At 70.3% G+C, this 18,336-nt stretch carries 14 protein-coding genes; 11 read left to right on the top strand and 3 right to left on the bottom strand.

Annotated elements, in window-relative coordinates; translation table 11 throughout:
* Window positions 1-65: 65 nt before the first annotated feature.
* The 4 genes from IT347_05005 (at window position 66) to selB (ending at window position 7,798) form a co-directional block, all read left to right on the top strand.
* Window positions 66-1,349 (top strand): TolC family protein, encoded by a 1,284-nt coding sequence (locus IT347_05005; GenBank protein MCC6348939.1) that lies wholly within the window; start codon window positions 66-68, stop codon window positions 1,347-1,349.
* Window positions 1,346-2,383, top strand: a complete 1,038-nt coding sequence (locus IT347_05010) for an efflux RND transporter periplasmic adaptor subunit (protein ID MCC6348940.1) — start codon at window positions 1,346-1,348, stop codon at window positions 2,381-2,383. Before IT347_05005 ends, IT347_05010 begins: the two co-directional genes overlap by 4 nt.
* Window positions 2,373-5,639, top strand: a complete 3,267-nt coding sequence (locus IT347_05015) for a CusA/CzcA family heavy metal efflux RND transporter (GenBank protein MCC6348941.1) — start codon at window positions 2,373-2,375, stop codon at window positions 5,637-5,639. The genes IT347_05010 and IT347_05015 overlap by 11 nt, the downstream gene beginning before the upstream one ends.
* 257 nt (window positions 5,640-5,896) lie before the next feature.
* Window positions 5,897-7,798, top strand: a complete 1,902-nt coding sequence (gene selB, locus IT347_05020) for a selenocysteine-specific translation elongation factor (GenBank protein MCC6348942.1) — start codon at window positions 5,897-5,899, stop codon at window positions 7,796-7,798.
* A gap of 23 nt (window positions 7,799-7,821) precedes the next feature.
* Here the strand turns inward: selB and IT347_05025 are convergent, their stop codons facing one another.
* From IT347_05025 to IT347_05035, 3 genes are all read right to left on the bottom strand, one after another.
* Window positions 7,822-8,763 carry an HNH endonuclease gene (locus IT347_05025; GenBank protein ID MCC6348943.1) on the bottom strand — a complete coding sequence of 314 codons (942 nt, stop codon included), beginning with the start codon at window positions 8,761-8,763 and terminating at the stop codon, window positions 7,822-7,824.
* A gap of 143 nt (window positions 8,764-8,906) precedes the next feature.
* Window positions 8,907-9,668: a histidine phosphatase family protein gene (locus IT347_05030; GenBank protein MCC6348944.1), complete on the bottom strand. Its 762-nt coding sequence runs from the start codon at window positions 9,666-9,668 to the stop codon at window positions 8,907-8,909.
* 2 nt (window positions 9,669-9,670) lie between these two features.
* A complete protein-coding gene (locus IT347_05035) occupies window positions 9,671-10,717 on the bottom strand; it encodes a DUF814 domain-containing protein (GenBank protein MCC6348945.1) in 1,047 nt (348 codons plus the stop codon).
* 179 nt (window positions 10,718-10,896) lie between these two features.
* Between IT347_05035 and IT347_05040 the strand changes: the two genes are divergently transcribed.
* The 7 genes from IT347_05040 to IT347_05070 all read left to right on the top strand — a co-directional run bounded on the left by IT347_05040 (window position 10,897) and on the right by IT347_05070 (window position 18,333).
* The gene (locus tag IT347_05040; protein MCC6348946.1) at window positions 10,897-11,943 is read left to right on the top strand and encodes a T9SS type A sorting domain-containing protein; all 1,047 of its coding nucleotides are present in this window, start codon (window positions 10,897-10,899) and stop codon (window positions 11,941-11,943) included.
* 145 nt (window positions 11,944-12,088) lie between these two features.
* Window positions 12,089-12,433, top strand: a complete 345-nt coding sequence (locus IT347_05045; protein MCC6348947.1) for a hypothetical protein — start codon at window positions 12,089-12,091, stop codon at window positions 12,431-12,433.
* A 940-nt stretch (window positions 12,434-13,373) separates the two neighbouring features.
* Entirely contained in the window at window positions 13,374-13,688 is a 315-nt protein-coding gene (locus IT347_05050) for a hypothetical protein (protein ID MCC6348948.1), read from the top strand.
* Window positions 13,689-14,242: 554 nt separating this feature from the next.
* Window positions 14,243-16,159: a sigma 54-interacting transcriptional regulator gene (locus IT347_05055; GenBank protein MCC6348949.1), complete on the top strand. Its 1,917-nt coding sequence runs from the start codon at window positions 14,243-14,245 to the stop codon at window positions 16,157-16,159.
* Window positions 16,160-16,501: 342 nt separating this feature from the next.
* Complete coding sequence (locus IT347_05060; protein ID MCC6348950.1) at window positions 16,502-17,380, top strand: YicC family protein; 879 nt, start codon at window positions 16,502-16,504, stop codon at window positions 17,378-17,380.
* 35 nt (window positions 17,381-17,415) lie between these two features.
* Complete coding sequence (gene gmk / locus IT347_05065; GenBank protein MCC6348951.1) at window positions 17,416-18,018, top strand: guanylate kinase; 603 nt, start codon at window positions 17,416-17,418, stop codon at window positions 18,016-18,018.
* Window positions 18,019-18,096: 78 nt separating this feature from the next.
* Window positions 18,097-18,333 carry a hypothetical protein gene (locus tag IT347_05070; GenBank protein ID MCC6348952.1) on the top strand — a complete coding sequence of 79 codons (237 nt, stop codon included), beginning with the start codon at window positions 18,097-18,099 and terminating at the stop codon, window positions 18,331-18,333.
* Window positions 18,334-18,336 lie beyond the last annotated feature (3 nt).

The following is an 18,336-nucleotide window of genomic DNA, read 5'->3' on the forward strand; positions in this document are numbered from 1 at the left end:
CCCCGTGACCTGCCGCGGCGCGAGCGCGCCGCTGGCTCCGGCTTCGTTCCGCAGGAGGAGTTCCCGTGTCCGCATCGCCCCTGGCGCGCCCGTGCGCCCGCCCTCGTCCGCCGTTCGCAGCGGCCGCTCTGGCCTGCGCGTTCGCCCTGTGCGCCGCCTCCGTCGCGGCGGGCCAGCCGCCGCGGGTCCTGACGCTCGATGAGGCCGTGAGCGCGGCGCTCGCGCGTCATGCGTCCATCGCCGCCGCACGCCTCGACGTCACCGCCGCCGAAGCGCTGACGCGTGAAGCATCCCGCCGGCCGCCCCTGACATTCTCGGCGCAGGCCGAGAACTTCGGCGGAACGGGAGCCGGGAACTCGCTGGAGACCACCGCCGAGCTCGGCTGGAAGCTCGAGCTCGGCGGCGACCGCGCCGCGCGGCGCGCCGCGGCCATCGCCGGCGGCGATGTCGCCCGGGCGACGCTCGCCGAACGGGCGCGCGGGCTGCGCGCCGAAGTGACCTCGGACTTCGCACGGGCGTGGGCCGCGCAGGAGCGCTGGCTGGCGCTCGCCGAGGCGGCCGCCGATGCGGCCGCCTCCGTGGAAGTCGCCCGCGAGCGCCTGCGCGCGGGAGCCGCTCCGTCGCTCGAGGTGGCTCGGTCCGAGAGCGAGGCGGCGCGGGCCCGGGCCGAGCTGGCCCGCGCCGGCGCGGCGCTCGAGTCGGCGCGGCGTGCGCTGGCAGCGCGCTGGCGGGACGAAGTCCCGGCCTTCGATTCGCTGGCGCTCGCCTCGCCCGAGACGGCCGATACGCCGCCGGCGGACGTGCCGGCGACCCACCCGGTGCTGGCTTCGGCCGAGGCCGCCCAGCGTGCGGCCGAGGCGGACGCGCGCTCGGCGCGCGCCCGCCGCATGCCCGACCTCGACCGTGGTGTCGGCGCGAGGCGCTTCCGGGAGGACGGCGCGACCGGACTGGTCGCGGGGCTTTCGCTGCCCTTTGGCGAGGTGGGCGCGGGCGAGGCCGCCGCGGCCCGCGCGCGCGCCACGCGGGCCGCGCTCGAGCGTGACGCGGCCGCGCGCACGCTGCGCACGGAGGCGGGCAACGCCGCCGCGAACCTGCAGGGAGCGCTCGCGGCCTGGCGCGAGCTCTCGCGCATCGCCGCGCCGCGCGCCGAGGAGGCGCTGGAACTGCTGCGTTCGGGTTACCGCGCGGGAAGGTTCGGCTACGTGGACCTCGCCGAAGCCCGCCGCGCGGCGCTCGAGTCGCGCATCGCCGTCATCGAAGCCGCCGCCGACGTGTGGCGCGCGCACGCGGAACTGGAACGCCTCACCGGTTCGGCGCCGCCGGACGGAGCGATGGAGGACTCACGATGAACGTCCGCACGAGTGTTTCGTCCGATGTCGCGCGGCCGCCCGCCGCACGGGTTCTGGCCGCGGCGCTGCTCATTGGGCTCCTGGTCGTGACCGGCTGTGGTGGCCGCCCGGGCGCCGGAGGTGATGCGCACGAGGCGCCGGCCGCCGGCGGTCACGCGGACGGACCTGCCGGGGAACACACCGACGAGCACGGCCACGACGAACACGGCGCCGAAGGCGTCGTCGAGCTGACCGCCGCCGCGGCGCGCAACGCTCATCTGCGCGTGGCCGCGGCGGGCCCCGCGACCATCGCCACGCTCGTCGAAGCGCCCGGCGAGATCCACCTGAACGCCGAGCGGGTGCTCGAGATCCGGCCGCGTTTTCCCGGCGTCGTGCGCGAGCTGCGCAAGCGCGTCGGCGACGCGGTGCGGGCGGGCGAGGTCGTCGCGGTCGTGCAGAGCAACGAGAGCCTCACCGACTACGAAGTGATCTCTTCCATGACCGGCACGGTGCTCGCCCGCCCGGCGGTGACCGGTTCGGCGGTCAGCCACGAGTCGAGCCTGATGACGCTGGCCGACCTCTCGACCGTGTGGGCCGATTTCGCCATCTATCCGCAGTGGGTGGGCCGCATCCGCGCCGGTCTCGAGGCGACGATCGTCGCGCAGAACCGTCCGGATCTGTCGGCGCGCGGGACCATCCGCTACGTCGGGCCGCTGCTCGAACAGGACACGCGCGTCTCCAGCGCCCGCGTGGTGCTCGACAACCCGCACGGCGCGTGGACGCCCGGACTGTTCGTGACCGCGCGCGTCGCGGTGGACCGTGCGCGCGCCGCGGTCGCCGTGCCCGACGAGGCGCTCGTGCGCATGCCCGACGGACCGGCCGTGTTCGTCGCCGAGGGTCTGCGCTTCGAGGTCCGGCCCGTGACCACCGGCCGCTCGGACGGCAGGCTGACGGAGATCCTCACCGGGCTCGCGGCCGGGGACAGCGTCGTCGTCGCCAACGCGTTTGTGCTGCGCTCCGAGCTCTCCAAGGGCGAGGCTGGCCATGAGCACTGAACCGCGTCCCGAAGCTCCGCTCGCCGGGCACGACACCGCCTCCGGGCCTTCAGCCGGCGCCGACGTTCCGCGCGGCCCGCTCGCGGGCGTGCTGCGTTTCTCGATCCGCCAGCGCTGGCTGGTGGTGCTCGCGACGCTGGCGCTCGCGGCGGTCGGCGCCTACGACCTGAGCCGCGTGCCGATCGACGCGGTGCCCGACATCACCAACGTGCAGGTGCAGATCAACACCGTGGTCGAGGCGCTCTCGCCGGTCGAAGTCGAGAAGCAGGTCACGGTGCCCATCGAGAGCGCCATGGCGGGCATTCCCGATGTCGAGCAGGTGCGCTCGCTGTCGCGCTACGGCCTCTCGCAGGTCACGGTCGTCTTCCGCGACGGCACGAACCTGTATTTCGCGCGCCAGCTCGTGAGCGAACGGCTGCAGCAGGCCCGCGAGGCGCTGGGGCCCGGCCTCGGCGACCCGGTCATGGGCCCGATCGCGACCGGCCTCGGCGAGGTCTTCATGTGGACCGTCGAGGCGAAGCCCGGCGCGCGGCGGCCCGACGGCGGGGCCTGGACGCTGACGGACCTGCGCGAGGTGCAGGACTGGATCGTCAAGCCGCAGCTTCGCGGCGTGCCCGGCATCACCGAGATCAACTCGATCGGCGGTTACCGCCGCCAGTATCACGTCACCCCGGACCCACGCCGACTGCAGGCCTACGGGCTCACCTTTCACGACGTTCTGCTCGCGCTCGAGGCCAACAACCAGAGCGCCGGTGGCGGCACGCTCGCACACCGGGGCGAGCAGTACGTGGTCCGCACCAGCGGCCGGATCCACGACCCCGCCGAGATCGGCGAGATCGTGGTGGCGACGCGCGACGGCGTGCCGCTGCACGTGCACGATCTGGCCGGCGTGGGCGACGGGCAGGAGGTTCGCTCCGGCGCGGCGACCGAGAACGGCGAGGAGGTCGTGCTCGGCACGGCGTTCATGCTGGTCGGGGAGAACAGCCGCACGGTCGCCGAGCGAGTGGCGAAGCGCCTCTCAGAAGTCCAGCGCTCGCTCCCGGAAGGGGTGATCGCCCGGCCCGTCTACTCGCGCACCAAGCTCGTGGACGCGACGCTCGAAACGGTGCGCGCGAATCTGCTGGAGGGCGCCGCGCTGGTCGTCGCGGTGCTGTTCGCGCTGCTCGGCAACTTTCCGGCCGCGATCATCGTCGCGCTCGTCATTCCGCTCTCGATGTTGTTCGCCGCGACCGGCATGGTGCACGGAAAGATCAGCGCCAACCTGCTGAGCCTGGGCGCGATTGATTTCGGCATCATCGTGGACGGCGCCGTCGTCATGGTCGAGAACATGATGCGCCGCTTCGCCGGCCGCCAGCACGAACTGGGCCGCCCTCTCGACGTGCACGAGCGGCTGCACACCGCGTTCGCGGGAGCGTACGAGGTCGCGCGCCCGACGCTGTTCGGCGTCGCCATCATCATGGCGGTGTACCTGCCGATCCTGACGCTGTCGGGCATCGAGGGGCGCATGTTCCGGCCCATGGCGCTGGTCGTGCTGCTCGCCCTGGCAGGCTCGCTGTTGTTCGCGTTCACGGTCGTGCCCGCGCTGGTCGCGCTGCTCCTGCGCGGACGGGTGGCCGAGTCCGAGGGGCCGCTCGCCGGCCCGCTGCTGCGTGCCTATCGCCCCGCGCTCGACTGGGCGCTCGCGCGGAGGCGCATCGTCGTACTCGCAGTTCTGGCGTTCGTCGCGGGGACCGCGTTCGTCGCCACACGGCTCGGCACCGAGTTCGTGCCCACGCTGGACGAGCGCGACATGACCATCCAGGCGCTGCGCATTCCGAGCACGAGCCTCGCCCAGTCGGTGGCGATGGACCACGACCTCGAACGGACGCTGCGCGGATTCCCCGAGGTGGCCAACGTGTTCTCCCGCCTCGGCACCGACGAAGTGGCCAGCGACCCGATGCCGCCCAACATCTCGGACATGTTCGTGATCCTCAAGGATCGGCGCGACTGGCCCGACCCGCGCAAGCCGCGCGCGAAACTGGTCGAACAGATGGAGTCCGCGCTCGCCGAACACCCGGGACAGGCGTACGAGTTCACGCAACCGATCGAGATGCGTTTCAACGAGCTCGTCGCCGGCGTGCGCGGGGACGTCGCGATCAAGGTGTTCGGCGACGACCTCGACGGCATGCGCGAGAGCGCCGAGAGGATCGCCGCCGTGCTGCGCTCGATCCGCGGCGCCGCCGACGTGCGCGTCGAGCAGGTGAGCGGGCTGCCGACCCTCGACGTGGACATCGATCGCGCGACCGCCGCGCGCTACGGGCTCAACGTCGCCGACATCCAGGGGGTCGTGCGCACGGCGCTGGCGGGGACCGAGGCGGGCGAGGTGCTCGTGGGCGACCGGCGCTTCCCGATCGTCGTGCGCCTGCCCGAGCACGTCCGCCAGGATCCCCGGGCGCTCGCCGACCTCCCGGTGCCGGTCGAAGCGCGCCCGCGCCGGCTGCTGCCCACCGCGCTGCCCGCGGCGCACGAGGACGCCCGCACCGAGTTCGTGCCGCTCGGCGCGGTCGCGGCCGTGCGGCTCACGGAGGGCCCCAATCAGGTGAGCCGGGAGGACGGCAAGCGCCGCGTCGTCGTGCAGTGCAACGTGCGCGGGCGCGACCTCGGGAGCTTCGTGGCCGAGGCTCAGGAGCGGGTGGCGCGCGAGGTGCGCCTCGCGCCCGGCGACTGGCTCGGCTGGGGTGGGGAGTTCGAAAACATCCTCTCGGCGCGTGCACGGCTCGCCGTGGCGGTGCCGCTGTCGCTGCTGCTCATCTTCCTGCTGCTGTTCGCCGCGCTGGGCTCGCCGAAGGACGCGCTGCTGGTGTTCTCGGGCGTGCCGCTCGCGGTCTCCGGCGGCGTGCTCGCGCTGGCCGCGCGTGGACTGCCGTTCTCGATCACCGCCAGCGTGGGGTTCATCGCGCTCTCGGGCGTGGCCGTGCTCAACGGTCTCGTCATGCTGTCGTTCGTGCGCAAGCTGCGCGAGCAGGGCCTGACGGTGGGGGAGGCGCTCCGCGGCGGCTGCACCGCGCGCCTGCGGCCCGTGCTCATGACCGCGCTCGTCGCCTCGCTCGGATTCGTGCCCATGGCGCTCGCGACCGGCACGGGCGCCGAAGTCCAGCGCCCGCTCGCCACCGTCGTGATCGGCGGCATTCTGTCGTCCACGCTGCTCACCCTGCTCGTGCTGCCGGTGCTCTACCGGCTCGTCCACCGCGACGTCGAACCGCCGGCGGAACCGTAGCGAACGCCGCGGCGCCGCGGCGCGCGCGGGCCGCGGCCCCGATCCGCGCGAGGCCCGGCATCCGGGACGCTGGAAGGTCCGGGCTGCGCACCCAACCTTTCGAGTCCTTCGGCCCTTCGGGAAGCCGTTGTGAGCCATAGTTGTAACGTGTTCCATCGTCTAGACTGCGATCGGCCGCCGTACAACCCCCCGAGTTGATACTGACCCAACGCAAGGAGCGCGACCGGCGCCCCCGCGCCGCCGTGACCAGCCAGCGCTTGACCCCAGCGACCCTGGACCGTCCGGCCATCGTCGGAACCGCCGGGCACATTGACCACGGCAAGACTTCGCTCGTCCGCCGCCTGACCGGCGTGGACACGGACCGCCTGCCCGAGGAAAAGCAACGCGGCATCAGCATTGACCTGGGGTTCGCGCCGTTCGTGACGCCCGCCGGGGTGCACGTCGGCCTCGTGGATGTGCCCGGGCACGAGCGGTTCGTGAAGAACATGCTCGCCGGCGCCGGCGGCATGGACCTCGTGCTGCTCGTGGTCGCGGCCGACGAGGGCGTCATGCCGCAGACCCGCGAGCACCTCGCGATCGTCCGCCTGCTCGGCGTCCAACGCGGGATCGTCGTGCTCACCAAGCGCGACCTCGTGGACGCCGACTGGACCTCGCTCGTCACGCGCGACGTGCGCGCGCTGCTCGCGGGCAGCGCGCTCGCCGACGCGCCCGTCGTCGAGTTCAGCGCCACGACCGGCGCCGGAGAACACGAGCTGCTCGCCGCGCTCGACGCCCAACTCGCCGGCATCGCCGCGCGCTCGGCGGGCGAGCCGGCGCGACTGCCCGTGGATCGTGTCTTCACCATGGAAGGATTCGGCACCGTCGTGACCGGAACGCTGTGGCGCGGTGCGATCGCCACCGGCGACGCGCTCGACCTGCTGCCCGAGGGCCACAACGTGCGCGCTCGCCGCGTGCAGGTGCACGGCCACACGGTCGAGCGGGCCGTGGCCGGCCAACGCACCGCGGTGGCGCTGCACGGCGTGAGCCGCGACCAGGTCGCGCGTGGCGACTGGCTCGTGACGCCCGACTCGATGCGCGAGTCGCGCGTGCTGGACGTGCGCTTCGAGCTTCTCCCCGAAGCTCCGCGCGACCTCAAAGCCGACACCCGCGTTCGGTTTCACCTCGGGGCGAGCGAGATCATCGGACGGCTCGTGCTGCTCGAGGGCAACAGCCTCGCCCCCGGCGGCAGCGCCATCGCCCAACTGCGCCTCGAGCGCAGCGCCGTGGCCGCACGCGGCGACCGATTCGTGATCCGCAGCTACTCGCCGCCGCGAACCATCGGTGGCGGCGCCGTGATCGAACCCGTCGCGCAGAAGCGCCGCCGCGCCGCCGCCGGCCTCGAGCAGATCGAAGTGCACGAGCGCGGCAGCGTGGAAGCGCGAGTGCTCGCCAAGCTCGGCGCGCATGCGCATCCCGCCAGCGTGGACGCGCTCGCGCAGGAGGTGGGCGAGCCCGTGACCGTCGTGCACGAGGCGCTCGCCCGGCTGGCCTTGCGCGGCGAGGCGGTCGCGTCCGGGCTGCGCTGGGTGGGAGGCGAGCGCTGGGGCGCCGCCCGGGCCGCGATCCTCGAAGCCGTGCGCCTGTTCGTCGAGAAGCATCCCGCTCGCTACGGGATCATGAAGGGCGAGCTGAAGAGCGGGCTGAGGGCCGCGACGGACAGCGCGCTCTTCGACGCGGCGTTCGAAGCGCTGGTCGCCGCCGGCGAGCTGGAGCAGCGCGGCGAGCGCGTGCGCACCGGCGGCCTGCCGTGGGAGCCGCCCGCCGCGACGCTCGCGTTGCTGGAGCGCGTCGAGTCGGAGCTGGAAGCGACCGGCTACCTCGTGCCGGAGGCCGCCGCATGGCAGGCGAAGCTGGGTGCGGCGGGGTCCGAAGTCGTCGCGCTCGGGTTCTTCCTCGGCCGCCTCGTGCGCGTCTCGCAGGAGCTGACCTACACCGCCGCCCAGCTGGAGCGCCTGCGGACCACGCTGTCCGCGTGGTTCCAGACGCACCCGACGCTGACCGTGGCCTCGTTCCGCGACCTGACCGGGGCCTCGCGTAAATACGCCGTGCCGCTGCTGGAGCACACGGACCGCCTCGGCTGGACGGTGCGCGTGGGGGATGAGCGGAAGCGGGGTGGGTAGGGGCGGGATGGCTGAAGCGGGCCCTACCCGGACGCGCGGAATTCCTCGTAACGGATGTCGAGAAACTCCCGCTTGGGTTGCATGGCGCGGGCGCGCGGCACGTTCATGAGCGTCCGACCGTCCAGTTCCTGAAGCCCATGCGTCAGCATCGGTCCGTCGTGCTCGAGAAGGATGTCGGCCCGAATCGCGACCTTGTAATCCCGGCTGATGCCCAGGATGTTCTGGTCGTAGGCGGCATGATGAATCTTGCAGAGCGCGAGCCCGTTGTGCACCCACGGCTCGCCGAGCGGATGCTTGTCAGGGAGGATGTGCGCGGCATCCAGGAGTCGTTCGTGTTTCAAACGACAGACCGCGCAGCAAGACTCATATGCCCGGAGCACTCTCTCCCGAAAACCATCCTGATGCATTCTCTGCTGCGTCGTGCGGGTGATGTACTGCCGCCTCGCGGTCAGGGCATCCTCCCGCACCGTCCCTGACTCCTCGGCGGGAAGCAGCGCGTAATCGTCCACGGCGACCGTGAAGCTCCGGAGAACAGGATCGTCTCCGATGATGAAGACGGGATAATCAGCCGTGTACCACCCGGGCACCAGGCCGAAGAAGTAGATGAGCATTGTCTTGTTCGCCATCGCAAGCCGCAGGCCGAGATTGTCGGGGTGGACCTCGTGGCTCCTGCCAGGGTTGCGATAGCGATACCCAATGAACCCGTCCTCGCGCAGTTCGTCGTCATAGGGTCGGTCCCTGCCCTCCTTGATCGGCGTGGTGGTGATGCTGATCGGGATGCGATCGAGGACCGCCGGCTTGAAGATCCCCTGCGGGCCAAGAAGTGGCACCCGAACTCCATCGAGCGAGAAGCCTTCCGCGAGCCGCTCCCGGGGCAGACTGCGACCGTGCTCACGCTTGAGCTCATCGAGGAATCGAAACGCCCGACGCCGGACCTCGGCGTCATCGAAGCGTGACCCGCGCATGGAGATGTCCTTCGGCTCGTATCGGGCAGCCCTGGAGTCCGTGGCCGCGCCGAGTGGAACAGGTGGACTCGAATCAGTTCAACCAGCAACGGCCGCGCCTCAGAATCGGGGCGACCGCGGGGAGGAACAGGACGGGGCGGACTCTACCGGCTGCCCGCCTTCACCGCTTTCACCGGCACCATCCACCCCGCACCCTTGCCGGTCCATGTCTGTTTGTCCACCGGGATGTGGCCCGTGTCGCTGTAGGTGGCCAGCCGGATCATGCCGTCCGGCGACACGGCGAACGCTGTGATCGAGCAGTTTCCGATCGTGAAGCGACGCCACAGGAGCGGATCCAGGCCCAGCGACTTGCAGAGAAGCCAGCGGATCACGTTGCCATGGGCGACGAGCACGTCGTACGTGTCGGTTTCGGGCGTCGGGACGAAGTATTTCGTGAAGGCGGCCTCGAGGTTCGCCTCGCACGCGAGCATCTCGGCGTCGCTCGCGATGCGACTGTAGTTGGGGCGCGACTCGAACCGCGGCGTGCACTCGTGGAGCAGCGTGTCCACGACAGGCATCCTCTTCATCTCGCGGCCCATGTCCTGCGCGGTCTCGAGCGCGCGCAGGTAGGGGCTGGCCACGAACGACCGCACTTTCACGGGCAGTTCGGCGATGCGCCTGCCGACGAGCGCCGCCTGCTCGTGGCCGAGGGCGTTCAGGCGATTTCCCTTCGCGTCGTCGGTCACGGTGCTGTCGTTGTCGTACATGCCGTGGCGGATCAGATACAGGTAGTGGACGCCGGTCGGCCGTTTGGCTGCTGGCGCGACGCTCACCGCCGGCGCCTGAGCGCCAGCCGGCGCGAATCCCGAGGCGACCATGATGCCGGCCGCCGCGACACGCACGAGCCCCCGCACAAACGTTCTCACGATTATTCTCCCGGCCGCGCGTCCTCGACGGGGGCGTCGGCCATCCGCTCCCTGGGAGGCTCCACGGGCCGCACCATGAGCGCCTTCTCGCGCTCGATGTAAACGAGCCCCGCCTTGGCGCCACGGGGCTTGCGAACGTACTTCTTCAGCGTCCAGTGCACGCTCACCTTGCCGGCGGTGCGTGCCTTGGAATGAAACGCCGCCCAGCTCGCGACCTCCTCGAGCGTGGCCTTGCTGGGCTCGTTCGGTCCCTTTCCGCGCCGCAACACGACATGCGATCCGGGGCAGCCGTGCGCGTGAAACCAGTAGTCCTCGGGTCGCGCCATGTGAACGGTCAGGTGGTCGTTGCCCTCGCTGCTGCGGCCGATGAGCACGTCCCAGCCCTCCCTGGTGCGGAAGCGCCACGGCACGAGCTTGCCGCCGGGTTGCTCGGGCGTGCCGCGTCGTACGGCGGGCGTTGTCGGCGACTTGGCGGCGGGCCGCGGCGTGTCGGCCGCCAGCCCGAGCGCCCGGCGCGGCAGCGGCTGCGGCGCCTTGATCTGCTCGCGCACGGTGGTGCCGAGCCGGAACAGCGTGCGCTCGAGCTCGAGCATCGCGGCGTCGCGCGTGTCGCCCTCGGGCGCCTCGGCGTGCGCCGCCAGCAGCGCGCGCAGCTCGCCGGCCTCGCGCGTCACGGCTTCGATGCGCGGCGGCACCTCGCGCTGCCCGCGCTCGGCCTTGGCGGCGCGCTTGAAGTAGCGCGCGGCGTTGGCGGGCGCGCCGACGTTCGGGTCGAGCGGAATCTCGAGCGTACGCGAGGCGTCGGCGACGTCGGCGAGCGTCACGTTCCTTGCGCGCGCGGGCACCTGGCGTGCGTACGCCAGCAGGGTTTCGCCGAAGCGTCGATACTCGCCGGCCCGGTCGGCTTCGGCCAGATCCACGCGCAGGCCCTCGAGCTTGCGCTCGAGTCTGCCTGCGTAGCGCTTGAGCGCCCGGCACACGGCATCCGTGCGATCGCCGGCGTCCTCGCCCGCCTCACCTGAGTGCCGTGTTTCATGCTCGGGAGCCATGACGCCGCAGGTTAGGCGGCGCCGGAGCGAAGGCGCAAACGAAGGGAGGCCGACCGACGTTCCGGACTGGTACTCGCGCACGGCTGGACTATGCTCTCGGGCCGGAACTTCCCGGCGACTGGACGGACCCCGGGTCCAACGCCGCCGGCCAGGGCGCTTCCTCGATCGGAGGTCGCACAATGCGCCAGCTCATCCTGCACCTGTCGAAGCTGCTTGCTGGCCTGAGCAGCCTGATGCTGCTCGCCGGTACGGCGGCGCAGGCGCAGATCGCCGCGCCGGGCGACATCTGCTATTCCGTCCACTGCGTGCAGAAGTTTCAGTACTACGCGTTCTCGACCGACATCGTGCCGTGGGAGGACTTCACCGACGACGGCACGTCGCTCTCGGGCGCGGCGGCGCACGACACGTCGGAAGCGGGGGGTACGCTCGGGATCTCGTGCTCGTACGCGGGAACGGACGGACTCTTCACCGCTGACTTCGATTCGCACATGTACATGCAGGCGCGCACGGGCCTCTACCACGTGCTCACGAACCAGCTGACGGTGGAGATTTACGTTCGCGGGCTGACCGGCACGCCGTTCTGGATCCGGCGCACGGACAATGGACAAGCGAAGGCGTGGCGGCTGGGGGGACTGCCGGGCTCGATTCAGCCTGTCAACGGCACCTCGACGGCCACGTTCTGCGACACGATCGCGACGACTTCGACGGGCGGAACGGTCGAGAAGTCCGACACGCTCGACACGCTCACGTCGGGTTTCACGGGCGGTCAGATCACGGTGAACGGGGAGACGTATTCGCTTGCGTCCTCGTATGTGCTCAAGGCGCCGGTCGCGATGTCCCAGGCGGTCTGCATCATCGGCTGCATGACCGAGGCCGCGGACTTCGGAACCGAGTCGAACGGCAACATCAGACTGGAAACGTTCCCGTACCTGAGCCCGGTCGGCGTGCCGGCGGTCGCGCCGACGGCCTCACTCGCCGTCAGCGCTGCGCCCAACCCGCTGCGGACAAGCAGCACGATCTCGTTCCGTGCCCCAGCAGGCGTACGCGCCGGGCTGCGCGTCTTCGATCTGAGCGGCCGTCTCGTGGCGCTGCTGTTCGACGGCGCGGCGAGCGGCGAAGCGCAGTCCGTGGCGTGGCGGCCACCGACGCCGGGCGCGACGCTCTACTTCGTGCAGATCCGATCGGGCGGCCGGGTCGCGACGACCAAACTCGCACGGACGGACTAGACATCGCTGAACCACGGGGCGAAGCGGGCGTGAAGTTGCTGCCTTTCGCACCGCGAAGGGTCTCGTGATCACCCAGCGCGGTCGCCCATCTCCTCCGGCAGAGGACCGGGGTGACGAACGCCATGCTCTCGAATCCGGAGGATCCATGTCGCGGCTCGTCTGCCAGACCTGCGGCGCGCCCGTGCCGTTTGATGAGCCGGTCCCACGCGACAGTGAGTGCGTGAAATGCGGGACCGACCTGCGATGCTGCCGCAACTGCCGCCACTGGGATGTGCGCCACGGCAATCAGTGCACCGAGCCGGACGCCGATCCCGTCCGGGACAAGACGCGGCGGAACTTCTGCGAGTTCTTCTACTTTTCGCGGGCCGCGTTCGTCGACGGGGATGGCCCGAGTGGCGCCGGGGCGAGCCGAGACCGGGCCGCTGAGGCCCGGGCGAGGCTGAATGAGCTTTTCAAGAAGAAGGGGGGAGAGGGTGAGGGGGTGCGCTGACCCGAACCCGTTCAAACGTTGCCGCTGGGAGGCCGAAAGCCCTTTACGGGCAACGGGGTGGCGGGGCACCCGGCTGCGCCGAAGGCGGCTCCTGGCTATGACCCCTAGTGGTTACTCCTTCCAGGACCCCGCCTGGCTGCAGGCAGGTTGGGAAGAAGTTTGATATCCGACTTGGAATTTCGTTGACGCACGTTCGGCATGCCTTCTAACTTTCCCGTGTCCCGCAGTTCGACCGATTCGGTCAGGAAACAACATGCCCCGACTCCCCCAGCATCCGAGCCGAACAGGCGAAGTCGGACCTGCCGCCCGCGGCCAACGTAGTCGTCGGGCGTTTTTTCCTGCTCACCGGCCAGCATCCCTGAACGGGACAGGGTGCCCCCGAATGCGCCGGCGAGCCGAGGGGGGAACGAAGTGATGAGCAAGACGCGAAGCTGGCTGGCGCTCGTGCTGATGGCGACGCTCGCGATCGGAGTCCTGGCACCGAGCGCCGCACACGCCCGCCGCAGCGACCGCCCAACCGACACACCCGACGGCCCACCGCTGCAGTACGGGGATCCGGAGCCGGGTGGTGGTGGGAGCCCGATGATTTGGGAGTACTTGGCCTACTGGAGGCAGATCCTCGTCGCGTCCATGCGAATCCAGCACGCGATGCCGATAGAACCAGCGCGAGTCAGCAAGCCCTACGCGGGCGCGCCAGCTGCTCAAGCAGACCGAGGTCGGAATCCGTGAAGCATTTGCTCACACAGGCCGCTGCACTGAGCGAACTGCTCAAGGACGGTGCGTTCGAGGCTCCGCCTTCGGAGGTTGCGGCTTGCGAATGCGCGCAAACACTGCTCGAGAACGGTCGTCGTCGGGCGTTTTTTCCTGGTCACCGGCCAGCATCCCTGAACGGGACAGGGTGCCCCCGAATGCGCCGGCGAGCCGAGGGGGGAGCGAAGTGATGAGCAAGACGCGAAGCTGGCTGGCGCTCGTGCTGATGGCGACGCTCGTGATCGGAGTCCTGGCACCGAGCGCCGCACACGCCCGCCGCAGCGACCGCCCAACCGATACACCCGACGGCCCACCGCTGCAGTACGGGGATCCGGATCCGGGCGTCGGCGGGAGCTCGATTCTTTGGGAGTACTTGGCCTACTGGAGGCAGATCCTCGTCGCGTCCATGCGAATCCAGCACGCGATGCCGATAGAGCCAGCGCGAATCAGCAAGCCCTTCGCGGGCGCGCCAGCTGCTCAAGCAGACCGAGGTCGGAATCCGTGAAGCATTTGCTTGCACAGGCCGCAGCGCTGAGCGAACTGCTCAAGGACGGTGCGTTCGAGGCTCCGTCCTTGGAGGTTGCGGCCGCGGCTTACGAATGCGCGCAAACACTGCTCGAGAACGGTCGCGGGGCAGAGGCGCTCGAGGTCGCGAATCGCCTGAGCAATCTCGAGCACAAGCTTGAAGGCGATTGGGGTCCGAGAATAGCGGCGCTCAAGGCACGGGCGCTGTTCACGACCGACAACATTGTCGAGTGCCGCGTTTTCGCCGATGAGGCATTGGAACAGTTTTCGAACCTGCCAGTTTCGGAGCGGGCGTTGCTTCGAATCTATGGGCTTGCCGCCGTCTGGCGCTCTGGCCGAGCGCGAGAGGCTGCAGAGGCCCTTAGGGAGTTGCGACTTGAGCTGCTGCAACGTCCGGATAGCGAGGCTCATGCAGCCTGTGTCTTTCACCTTAGCGGGGTCCTTAGTTCGCTCGGCCGGCGGCAGGAAGCACGAGACATGGCCCTTGAGGCATGGGTTTCAGGGAGGCGATGCAATAGCGCCTTCTGGGAATCTATGGCCAGTCAAACCATCGCGAGTATCGAGCGGCAAGCCTGCCGGTGGGCGCCAGCGGAGGACAGCGCACTAAGCGCGCTCGACGGCTTCAGGTCTCTCGGCAACCTCTACCAGTCGAGCTATACCCGCCGCTCGCTCGCGATCACGCAATGGAAGCGCGGCAAGCTCGCCGAAGCGCTTGCGACGCTGCAGGCGAGCGTTGCCGAGGCGGAAGAAGTCGGCACCTGGCTTCAGAAGAAGTACGGCGCGATGCTCGAAGCCCTGATCCGCATCCATCTCGGTGAGCACGACAAGGCCCGGGCCATCCTGAGCGAGGTCCGCGCCTCGCTTCGCCCGGCCGACGATGCCCGCTCGAAGATGCTCGTGCTCGAGTACCTCGGCGACGTGGACCTCGAGCAGGGCAAGGCCGAGCCGGCGCTGGCGCTCTACCGCGAGGCGCTGGCGCAGGCGCTGGCGCTGGTGCCGCGCGGCGACGTGGTTGCGGAGCTTCGCCGCCGCATCGCCGAGTGTCACCTGCTGATGGGCAGGCCCGCCGAGGCGAAGTCCGAGGCGGCCGCCGCGCTCGAGCTGTGCCGGGAGATCCAGGAGCGCTACGACGAAGCGGCCACCTACCGCGTGCTCGCGCTGGCGTGCGCGAAGCTGGGGCAGCCGGCCGAGGCGAAGAAGCACTTTGCCGCGGGCTTCGCCACCTTCGACGAGATCGAGACGCCGTACGAGTGGGGCAAGCTGTGGATGGCGTACGGCGACTGGCTCGCCGACGAGACGGCGCCGGGATTCGGCAACGCGTCGCACGCGCTGGAGGCGTATCGCACGGCGGTGGAGCACTTCGAGCGTCTGGGCGCGGCGTCGCGGCTCGGCGAGGCGCAGGCGAAGCTGGAGGCGCACGAGCAACGCATGCGCAGCGAGCACGAACCGTACGTGCCGAGCGAGCGGAAGGCCCGGCCGGCACGGCGGCCGAAGCTCAACGCGGAGCGGGTGCGGCGCGCGCAGTGGGCGCTGGACACGTTCGGCATGGTGACGCGCAGCGAGAGCATCCTGGAGATGCTCGAGGACGTGGCGCGCGTGGCGGTGAGCGACCTGCCGGTGCTGGTGCTGGGCGAGTCGGGCACGGGCAAGGAACTGGTGGCTCAGGGCGTGCATCGGCTGTCGGGGCGGGTCGGCGAGTTCCTGGCGGTCAACGCGAGCGCGGTGCCGGAGTCCATGCTCGAGTCGGAGTTCTTCGGGCACATGAAGGGCGCGTTCACGAACGCGCTGGCCGACAAGGTGGGACTGTTCGAGGCGGCGCACGAGGGGACGATCTTCCTCGACGAGATCGGGGAGATGTCGGTGGACCTGCAGGCGAAGCTGCTGCGCTACCTCGAGACCGGTGAGTTGCGGCGCGTTGGCGGCACGCGCGACCTGCACGTCAACGCGCGCGTGGTCGCGGCGACGAACCGCACGCGCGAGTCCATGCAGAAGGGGAGCGGCTTCCGCAGCGACCTGTACTACCGGCTGGCGCACGCGGTGTACACGCTGCCGCCGCTGCGCCAGCGGGGGGACGACGTGGAGTTGCTGCTCGAGCACTACCTGGCCGGGTTCAACCGTCAGGCGCACCGCGAGGTGACTCTTTCGGAGGCGGCGCGGGCGCGACTGCTGGACTTCGGCTGGCCGGGCAACGTCCGCCAGTTGCGTGCGGTGATCCAGAAGATGGTGATCGCGGCGCCGAACGACGGCCCGCTGACGCCCCGCGACGTGCCGCTCGATGCGACGGACGACACGCCGGGCAGCGTGACCGAGGAGATGGACGCGCAGCTCAAGGCGAGCATCGAGCAGGCCCTGCGCGACGCGAACGGCAACAAGACGAAGGCCGCCGACATCCTCAACCTGCGCCGGACCTCGCTGATCACCAAGATGAAGCGCCTGGGTCTCATGCCTTGATCTGAGGCCGTCCCGAGATTCCAGGGCTCACGGGCCCGCCACGCTTCCCCCGCGCGGCGGGTTTCCGTGTTTCTGGCTGGAGAGTGGTGCCGCGGGGTCGTCCGCCGGACGGCTCCAGCACGCGCGCGCAGCGCGGAGCGAGCGCAGCTCCGGTGATCTTCCCGCATCGCCGCGTTCCGCCGGATTCTCCACATCAGCCGGTGCGATTCCGGTGGAAATCGCAGCGCGCGCTCCAGCCTCCGAAAACGCGAAACAGCCGCGATTGGCGCGGGCCTCTTTGACTTCGCGAAGCCCGCTCCCGTACCTTCCGCCGTCCCCGCCATCCCACCGGAGGTTCCCCGCATGATCCGCAGCATGACCGGCTACGGCATGGCCGAAATCGAGCGCTCCGGACAGCGCCTTTCGGCCGAGATCCGCTCGGTCAACCACCGCTTCTGCGAGGTCTCGGTGCGGGCGCCCAAGGTGGCGCTGCTGTTCGAGGATCAGATCCGCCAGCTCATCCAGGACCGATTTTCTCGGGGCAAGTTCAACCTCACGATCACCTGGGCGGGCGCGGGCGAGCAGGGTGAGGTGCTCAAGCTCAACGAGGGCGTCGCCGACCGCTACGTCGGGCTCATGAAGCAGCTTCGCGACCGCTACAACCTCGGGGGCGAGATCGACCTCAACACGATCTCGACGCTGCCGGATCTGTTCACCTGGGAGCACTCGACGTTTTCGGACGAGGAAACCTGGACGCTGGTCAAGGCGCTGGTCGAGAAGGTCTGCGACAGCATGAACGGGATGAAGGCGCGCGAGGGCTCGGCGCTCGCGGCCGACCTCGAGAAGCGGCTCACGATCATCCGCACCGAGCTCGAGAAGGTGGCCGCGCGCGCGCCGCTGCGGCCCCTCGAGGCCAAGGAGCGGATGATCTCGCGCATCAAGCCCCTGCTCGACGACGTCGAGCTGGACCCGATCCGGATCGCGCAGGAAGTCGCGATGCTCGCCGACCGGCTCGATTGCACCGAGGAGTGCGTGCGGCTCGCGGCGCACCTCGACCAGTTCCGCTCCCTGATCGAGGGTCCCGAACTGGCCGGTCGCAAGCTCAACTTCCTGCTGCAGGAAATGAACCGCGAAGCGAACACGATCGGCTCGAAGGCCAACGACGTCGAGATCGCGCACGCGGTGATCGTCATCAAGGAAGAAACGGAGCGCCTGCGCGAGCAGGTGCAGAACGTGGAGTGACGGTGACCGCCGCCGCGCAACCGACCTCGCCGGCCATGCCGTTCGGCCTCGTGCCGGGCGGCTTCCTGCTCGTGGTGACGGGTCCCTCGGGCGCGGGCAAGGGCACGCTGGTCGAGCGGCTGCTGCAGGCGCGCCCCGAGTGCGTGTTCGCGGTCTCGTCCACGACGCGGCCGAAGCGCGACGGAGAGCTCGACGGCGTGCACTACCGGTTCGTCTCGCGCGAGCAGTTCGAAAAACAGGTCGAGCAGGGCTACTTCCTGGAATGGGCGCACGTCCACGCCGACCTCTACGGCACGCCGCTGCAGGACGTGGACGCGCAGGTCCGCGCCGGCCGTGTCGTGGTGCTCGACATTGACGTGCAGGGCGGCGCCAGCGTGCGCGCGAAGCGCCCCGACGCGGTGAGCGTGTTCGTCGCGCCGCCGTCGCTCGAGGCGCTGCGCGAGCGACTCGCGGGCCGCGGCACCGAACCGGCCACCGTGATCGAGCACCGCATGGGCAACGCCCCGGGCGAGCTCGCGCAGTACGTCCACTACGACTACCTGGTGGTCAATGACGACCGCGAGCGCGCCGTCACGCAACTGATCGCCATTCTCGACGCCGAGCGCACCCGCGTGCGACGGTTGTCGCGACGCACCTGAAGCTTCGCGGCGCGCGCCCCGGCGGGTGAGCGCGCTCCGCGTCCCGTTCCACCCGCCGCTGGCAGCAGGGAGAAACCCATGAAGCTTTCGTCACTCGTTCCGCCGCCGGGCAAGAGCAAGTACGAGCTGGCCATCGTCGCCGCCCGGGAGGCGCGCCGCCTGAACGACTGGATCCGCCGCAGCGGCGAGACGCTGCCCGGCAAGGTCACCGCCGTCGCGCTCGGGCGCGTGATCCGCGACGAGGTGCCGTTCTACTACGAGGACCTCTCGGTCATCATGGCGGCCGAGCAGCCGCTCGAGCTGCCCGCCGAGTAGCGC

It is taken from the genome of Candidatus Eisenbacteria bacterium (assembly GCA_020847735.1).
Classification (GTDB): Bacteria; Eisenbacteria; RBG-16-71-46; order RBG-16-71-46; family RBG-16-71-46; genus CAIXRL01.